Source organism: Pedobacter sp. Leaf170 (assembly GCF_920984665.1).
Classification (GTDB): Bacteria; Bacteroidota; Bacteroidia; order Sphingobacteriales; family Sphingobacteriaceae; genus Pedobacter.
In genome coordinates this window covers 1-7,027 of sequence record NZ_CAKLBP010000013.1, presented here as the reverse complement: position 1 = coordinate 7,027, position 7,027 = coordinate 1, and the positions used below count along the sequence as shown (strand labels likewise).

The 7,027-nt window shown below is 38.4% G+C and carries 8 protein-coding genes; all 8 read left to right on the top strand.

Annotated elements, in window-relative coordinates; genetic code table 11:
- The coding region (locus tag LUA90_RS19370) for a hypothetical protein (protein WP_231492239.1) at positions 1-613 on the top strand (613 nt) is incomplete at its 5' end.
- An 11-nt stretch (positions 614-624) separates the two neighbouring features.
- Entirely contained in the window at positions 625-2,553 is a 1,929-nt protein-coding gene (locus LUA90_RS19365; RefSeq protein ID WP_231492238.1) for a DEAD/DEAH box helicase family protein, read from the top strand.
- 390 nt (positions 2,554-2,943) lie between these two features.
- Positions 2,944-3,456, top strand: a complete 513-nt coding sequence (locus LUA90_RS19360; RefSeq protein WP_231492237.1) for a hypothetical protein — start codon at positions 2,944-2,946, stop codon at positions 3,454-3,456.
- A gap of 197 nt (positions 3,457-3,653) precedes the next feature.
- Positions 3,654-3,878, top strand: a complete 225-nt coding sequence (locus LUA90_RS19355; protein WP_231492236.1) for a hypothetical protein — start codon at positions 3,654-3,656, stop codon at positions 3,876-3,878.
- Positions 3,879-4,110: 232 nt separating this feature from the next.
- Complete coding sequence (locus tag LUA90_RS19350) at positions 4,111-4,623, top strand: hypothetical protein (RefSeq protein WP_231492235.1); 513 nt, start codon at positions 4,111-4,113, stop codon at positions 4,621-4,623.
- Positions 4,624-4,933: 310 nt separating this feature from the next.
- Positions 4,934-5,335, top strand: coding sequence for a hypothetical protein (locus tag LUA90_RS19345; protein WP_231492234.1), 402 nt, complete (start codon positions 4,934-4,936; stop codon positions 5,333-5,335).
- A gap of 2 nt (positions 5,336-5,337) precedes the next feature.
- A complete protein-coding gene (locus tag LUA90_RS19340; protein WP_231492233.1) occupies positions 5,338-5,517 on the top strand; it encodes a hypothetical protein in 180 nt (59 codons plus the stop codon).
- Positions 5,518-5,581: 64 nt separating this feature from the next.
- Positions 5,582-6,115: a hypothetical protein gene (locus tag LUA90_RS19335; RefSeq protein WP_231492232.1), complete on the top strand. Its 534-nt coding sequence runs from the start codon at positions 5,582-5,584 to the stop codon at positions 6,113-6,115.
- Positions 6,116-7,027 lie beyond the last annotated feature (912 nt).

Here is a 7,027-nt window from a genome sequence, read left to right as displayed (position 1 = left end):
ACTGATATCCTGGAAAGAATACCATCACACAAAGCAAATAAGCTTAAAGAACTTATGCCAAATAATTGGACTAAACCAACTGCCTAAAATATCTGCCAAAAAAAAGATGGGTTGGTCGTATGCTTACTTGCAACCCACCTTTGGAACAAGCACTACAGCTCGAATTGGCTACTACCAGATTCAATCGACCACAATCATAGACGAAGAGAATATTCTACTTATTGCATTATGGAAGCTACGTTATAACGAAGAGTTTCTTCCAACAAATCAAGTGCTTATTGATTCCGATGTGTTTGAATTCAATCGAGTTCTTAATGCTTCGGTCGACGTTACAAGCCTAATCGGATGCACACTTAATGTTCGGGCATCTTTCATCGACTTCCTTGAAAACCGTTTAGGCTTACACATCTGTAACTGGAGCATAGTAGAAGAACCCGATGTTCGTTCTGAACAGGAAACCATTTCTCCTTCTGCTTTAAAAGTTAAAAAGCAAATAGAGGAAGATGCTGAAATTGTTGAACTCGAGCTAGCCAATGCTACGCTTGATATAGACGAGCAACTACAAGCCTCGGACGATTACTTTGACAACTTATTTTATGACTTACACAATTAACATTCACTATCATGATAACTCCATTTAACAACTACGACGAGATTATACATACATCAGCTCCCACCATGTGGGATGAGCCAAGGTTAACGCCTATACCCAACAATACCCTTATCAATAAGGTATTAACGGGGTGGGGAGCTACCTACAGCGAGTTGGAAGCAAACCGTAACAGTATTATCCTTGTACCTAACAAGGCTCAAATTGAAAGCAAGTACGCATATAAAGAAGATAAACACTACCTTCATCCAGTAACGGAAAAGTATAAGGAGCAACAACTTGTCGCGCACATTGAAAATGCAAATGGTAGGAACATAAAGTTTATATCCACACCCGAAGGACTGATGAAGTTGATAAAAGCCATACTCATTACAGGTGCTAATCCCTATACAGATTATTTTATACTGATGGATGAATGCCATAAGCTCACCAAGGATATCAAATTCAGAGTGAACATCTCATCCTGCACAGATGACTTCTTCTGTTTTCACAACAAAGCAATGATCTCAGCAACTCCATTTATACCAAATGATCCTCGCCTACAGTACTTTAAGAAGATAAAAGTGAATCATACAAGAGAAGTGAAAAAGCGGATTGAGTTGAAGCTTGTAAATAATCTCGGCGCAGCCTTTAAGGAATACATTGATAGTTATGATGGTGAAATGTTATTTGTGTTCTTCAACTCAATACAAGGCATCCATTCATTAATTACAAAGTTCGACTTACAAGATAAGGCAAAGGTCTTTTGCTCGGAGGATGGAGTGGAAGTATTGGATCACTTGGGCATCAAAGAAAATTGCTACAGCCAAATCACAAATGAGTTGCTTGGGAAAGTCAACATCTTAACTAGTAGCTTTTTCAATGGTCTTGACATTAAGTTAATTGGCATCACTCCTGATGTACTGATACTAACTGATCGGAATTATGTTGAACACACAATCATTGATCCCAATACCGACACATATCAGATTCTAGGACGATTTAGACAGGCTAACCCTAAAGAGATGGCGCCAGACAATTATAGAACTGCTACACACATTGTAAGTATCAAATCAAACAGGGCTGTTAAGTTGGAGTCAGCCCTACTTAAAGATATTGAAATCTCGAAGAAGCGCTACCATCTAATATTAGAGTTACAGGCAACGACTCATGATACTTATCTCAAAGAACAAGTGTATGGCGAAGCTCTTAAACGGGTAACACCTTTTGCGAACCTATTGAACGAAAATGGCGACCTTGACTATTTTAAATACGATAATTTTCTTTACGAGCACCAACTTAAACTTTGCTATTGCCAAGACCTTGCAGTTGGGTTTACTTATATCAAATCAGGATTGTTTGACTTTACGGAGACTAGAAAGATTTATCTCGATGAAGATATGATATCCATGTCTAAAGCAGCGGGCAGGTACTCAAAAGCAAGCATTGCTAAGGTTCTACAAAAGCTGGTAGCAAATGAAAACAACCGAGGAGTTGATGGTGCAGATGGTTATTATCAAGAGCTATGTAAACATTTTCCACTTATAACAAATGCAGTAGGCATCCTTGGTTTTTACGAAGTGGAGCAACTTGGGACTAAAGCAAAAATTGAAGCTGCTCTCCGTAAAGTGGAAATGTCAGAAGGTAAGCTAAGTCAAGGGATAATTGATGCAGTATACTCTACATTCATGGTTGGTGTCTCTTATGAAGTTCCGCATGTTAAACAAAAGCTTGTAGCTCTCTTTGCTCAGTATGGTGTAGAGGCAAATCTTAAAGCCACAGATATCAAAACCTACTTCCATACTGATTATTTCAACGGAAGCAAACTTAGAACTAAAAAGGAAATGGCGACTGGTCGTTATAAATCAAAGTTCAAGTCTGTAAGGAAGGTTAAGTTAGGCGAAAGGAAGTTCAATCAGCTAAATTCAAATTCTACCCGATCGCACAATTTTGTTCAAGAGTAGTATGTTTAAGCCCCACTTTCCAATAAAATGTGCAAGCTCTCAGCCAATGATGAGCTTAACATTTGTTAATTAGAGATCTAATCGATATGCTAAACCCCACCCCTCGATGTTACACGTCAAAGTAAATAATATTGGTGTCCCTTAGTGTCACTGGTAGCTTTGGATTACAGTATTATCTGCTTTTATAAAAGTTAACACTTCTCAAATGTAACCCCTAAAAGAATAGTGCCTATATGAAACTTTTAAGAGTGTTGCGCTCTGCTACGTAGCTTAGATATTACCCCCCGACTAGGTACCGACTGGCGAAGTAAAAAGTATAACAAGACTTCTATTGGTAGTTTCTTTTCATTCTTAATACATAGCAGTTTGAAACATTTTAACCTCTAACACATGAAAAACGAACGCTTAAAATTTCCAAACACCTTAAAAAAGCTCGATGATCAGTTACGAATTAATGAAGAACAATGGAGCAGCAAGCATTTTGTTTCCAAGAACTACATCAGGGCAAGCAAGCGTGGCAATGAACTTCAACGTCAGATGAATCCATTGTGGGAAAAGATGTATCACACGCTTGTTGAATCAATGAAGGAGTTGTGCAGAACATTACCAATTGAGGACGAAAGGTACTGCATTGAAATCAACTTGAAGCAACATCCGTTGCACTGCGAAGGGTTGCATATCATTCAAACCAGACACTTCCACTTATACCTTGAATGTACTTACAACTATGACTACCGCCTTGAATACAGCCTTTACAAATGTCCTTTCGAAGAAGAATTGCACACGCTATTAAAGCGGTTTTCACTCACTCAGATAGCAACTCAAACCCATAGAGATAACTACTTAGCATACTTTAATAGATGCTTGCAGGTGCAGCCAAATGAGTTTATATGCATACTTTGATTTCGGAGTAAACTAACCACCTTTTTTGATGCCTGGCTTGACAGCTAGGCATTTTTGCTATCACACTTAAGCTGTTTAACTTTTATAAAATGAAGAATAACGAGTGCAAATCGAGCACCCATCTCATCTTTTAAAAGTTAACACTTCTCAATTCAAGTTTTTAATCTATTCCATAAACCCTATAATCACTTTCAAATATGAATCCTGACGACGAAGAAGAACATCACTTTATTGAGTCCGCATCAAGTATAATCAAAAGACACCTTGAACATACAGATAATCTCTATCAAGCTGCGATGGAGCACTTACACATAGCTTACACCTTGCTAGAAAAGGACTTGGAACTGAAAGGTTCATCCGAGCTTATTGTAGAGTATTGGGCTATTGAAAAGCTATTAAACATTTATACACTCAGGCAATAAGCTTGAACCAACCCATAACCACCATAGAATGACTGATACGTAGCATGCTGAAACACGCATTACGTTATTTGGAACATGATTCCTTAATGAAAGCAGTTAATGACAGGGAGTAACTCTGGTACCCAGGTAAATGCTCAAAAACCCCAGTTCTATGGTGGTTCTTTAACTATTCAATTCACACAAGCAACTCAGTCGGGTTGCTTTTTCTTTTTACACCATTTAATCTTTAACAATGAAAACACAAACAAAGCGTACAACGCAAACCAAAACTCAGTTCGTTGCCATTACAAACGATGTCCAACTGGTAAACAAAGAAGTCGAAAAAGCTTACACCTTAATGGTGCAGAAAGCCGTTAGCCTGCTTACCAAGTTCGATGTAAACAAGTTCCGTACTTACTGCGAAATGGAACATACCAAGAACGAGCAAAACACAAATCTCGTTAAGGAGTTCTTATGCTACTTCTATAACATCACTTTGAGCATGAGTCCAAAGGATGGCAGGTTTTACATCTTTGTTGATTTCGGACAGGAGGCATTAGAGAAGTTTGGCAGCAATCTCACCAACCAACTCCTTCGCTATGCCTACGAGGTTACTCAATCGAATGACAATACCGATGGAATCGAGTATGCATTGAGAGTAAACTTTCTACCATCGGAACAGAACCACAACTTCTTTTACCGAAGGATCGCAGAAGGTGAAACAGATTACGTTTCAATCGCTACCGTCGAGAAAGAGGCAGCCTAAAAAAATATAGGTGCAGCATTGCACCTATATTCAAACTCCTTGTTATCTTTACGCTTAATCAAAACTAAGATTAAGAAACAGGAATAAATTAATAATTCATTCAAGATATAAAGCGTTAGCTTATGTTCTTGTGCTTGGAACCTAGGAAATTACAAACACAACAAGAACAGATGTGCGAACGTCCATGCGGAAGCGTGGGCTGTTCCAGTCTGTTGTGTTGGGCTTCCTAGGGCCTCAAGCGCGGATTGGCTACAGTTCCACGCTTTCGTGTTAACTAACCAACCGACTGGGACTGTCGGTTATTCATAAAATGAAAAAACTTTTATTACCGCTCTTGATTCTTTTAAGCTTCTCGGATTTTGTCCATGCACAGAAATTGATACAAGCCCACAAAGTCACATACGATGAGCAACTACGTCCAGTGCTTATTGTCGATCTTAACAATAAGCTAAAGAAGAAAGTCACCCACATTGTCTATAAGTTCTTGATGACTGACATGTCTGGTTGGGAAGATACCTCAACATCAAGATATTTAAAAGAACAATCTACAACACGTATCACAAGAGTTGTTAATCTTCCAAGCGGCTACAAAATGAGAGATAGCTTTCTCGTGCCACAACTCAACCAAGGGGCAACAGATGCTCCAACGAGGATTGGCATTGATTACATAAGGTATAGTGATGGCACGATTGATAAGACAGTTGCGAATTAATTATGGCTATAGCTATTGGATTGATAATATTTATTATCATTGGTGCAGTCATCGTTTCTATTGCTAGTGAGAGCGGGAAAAAAGCAGAGGGTGCTATAGGTGGAAGTATTATGGGCGTAATTATTTTTGCTGGCGTACTAATGTTCATCGTTATACCATTGCTCTTTCTGAAAGGGTGCTAGACTAGTCCAGTTAACAGGTTCACCCTTTTGTTATAAAAGTTGACACAGTGTAATTACATTTACCATGAAAGAAATACAGACGCTGCTATCGGTAGAGAACTTACCTTATCTCTATCAAAGTGATTTTTACAACATTGGTTTTAATAAAAGAGGTTACTACCTTGATAGTGAAGGTAATCAATATCGCTACAACATACCTGAATCTGAATACTTTTTAACTGTTGACGAGTTAGACTATGACCTGAATAATGACTCCGAACATGATAGTACCGAACAACCCGATGATAACATTGAAGTAGTAGCAGGATGTACCATCAAACCCTCGGAGCTATTTAGCAAACTAAACCTCTTTGAATTAATTGAGGGCGATTTGAAATTGGAATTATCGAAGGAGGTTATAGAAGATTTACTGAACGCACCAATTGTTGAATCAGAGATTTTTATAATGGATTCGGGTTGGCGGACTAAGTCTATTCTTATTTACATCCTGGAACTTGATATTTACAGGCAAATCGTATTAAATGAAAGCGGAAATGCCAATAGGGTCAATCAAAGTAAGCATACAAACGAAATCTTAAAGTTGTTAAAGGAGCCATAGCAATGTGGCTCCTATTAGCTAATCCGCAATGTTGAAAACTAAAAAAAATTACTTGAGCCCTAAATACTATATTTGAATTATGTCAGAGCATGTGCAATGTACAAGCAGATGGCAAACGCAATAGAGTGTTTCAAGCGGATGGTAGGACGAATAATCCTATTAGGTTGGTTGATTATCTCACCTCACATCTCTAACAATACCACAGTTACTTGCAGATTTAAGGTAACCGTTTCAGTGGAGTTGGCATTTTCAAAGGTGGAGGACGCGCGGGCTGAAACTAATTTCAAAAAACTTGCATATGTCGTGGAAAAAAGTATCTTTAACAAACGACTGTAACGTAACGAAAATCAGTATGAAAGCTAAAAAACAAGGCGTCTGGAATCAGCGGTAGCTAAATTCGCAGGCAGGTTTGTCAGAGCATGTGCAATGTACAAGCAGATGGCAAACGCAATAGAGTGTTTCAAGCGGATGGTAGGACGAATAATCCTATTAGGTTGGTTGATTATCTAAGCCACAGCTTTAGGAGTGTGATCTGCACAAGTAATTAACTTGGAACCCACAGTCAATACATGATGTCTAAGTCCTTAACAATACTCTCGAGAATCTCTAGTGAGACTTCTCTTCACGCCGCATGGAAAAAGCTTAATAAATCAAATAAGACCTCCCGCGATGCATCCAATGTCTCTATCAAAGAGTTTGAAAGTAATATCCATAAGCACATAATAGAAATATCGAAGCAGCTTAACGAGGGATCATATACCTTTGGTAAGGTAAAAGGAGTTGCCATTGTGCACTTCCCAAAATTCAGACCATTTAAAAGTAGAATTCTAGACCGAGCGCAGCGAGGCTATTAGAAAAACTATTAATTTTAATTGGCAATATGAAAAGAATCAAGTTTACGGAATCCCAGAT